The sequence below is a fragment of the Paractinoplanes toevensis genome, from assembly GCF_018332695.1.
Taxonomy (GTDB): Bacteria; Actinomycetota; Actinomycetes; order Mycobacteriales; family Micromonosporaceae; genus Actinoplanes; species Actinoplanes toevensis.
The window spans coordinates 1-444 of record NZ_BOQN01000282.1; the positions used below are offsets into that span (position 1 = coordinate 1).

Below are 444 nucleotides of genomic sequence, written 5' to 3' on the forward strand. Positions count from 1 at the left end.
AAGGACCTGGTCGCCAGCATCGCAGCCGGCTGCAGGACTTGCATGGCATCGGCCCGTCCGGCGCCGCCCGGCTACTGGGCGACATCGTCGACATCACCCGGTTCGCCAGCCGGGACCACTTCGCCTCGTGGAACGGCACCGCACCCTTGGACGCCTCCTCCGGCGACCAGAACCGCCACCGGCTATCTCGCGCCGGCAACCGGCGCATCAACCGCGTGCTGCACATCATGGCCGTCGTCCAACTGCGCCACGACACCGAAGGCCGCCGCTATTACCGGCGCAAACTCGCCGCCGGCAAGACACCGATGGAAGCCGTGCGCGCACTCAAACGCCGCCTGTCCAACGTCGTCTACAAACAGATGCCCGCCGACGCGAAACGACTCGCGACGGGCCCGGGAGGACACGTGGGGGCGACTATGACATCCAGCGCGGCCGACCCGATCC

The 444-nt window shown here is 68.7% G+C and carries 1 protein-coding gene; it reads left to right on the forward strand.

The window, feature by feature from the left end; all coding sequences use genetic code 11:
• Nucleotides 1-38: 38 nt before the first annotated feature.
• The coding region (locus Ato02nite_RS51230) for a transposase (protein ID WP_246608275.1) at nt 39-444 on the forward strand (406 nt) is incomplete at its 3' end.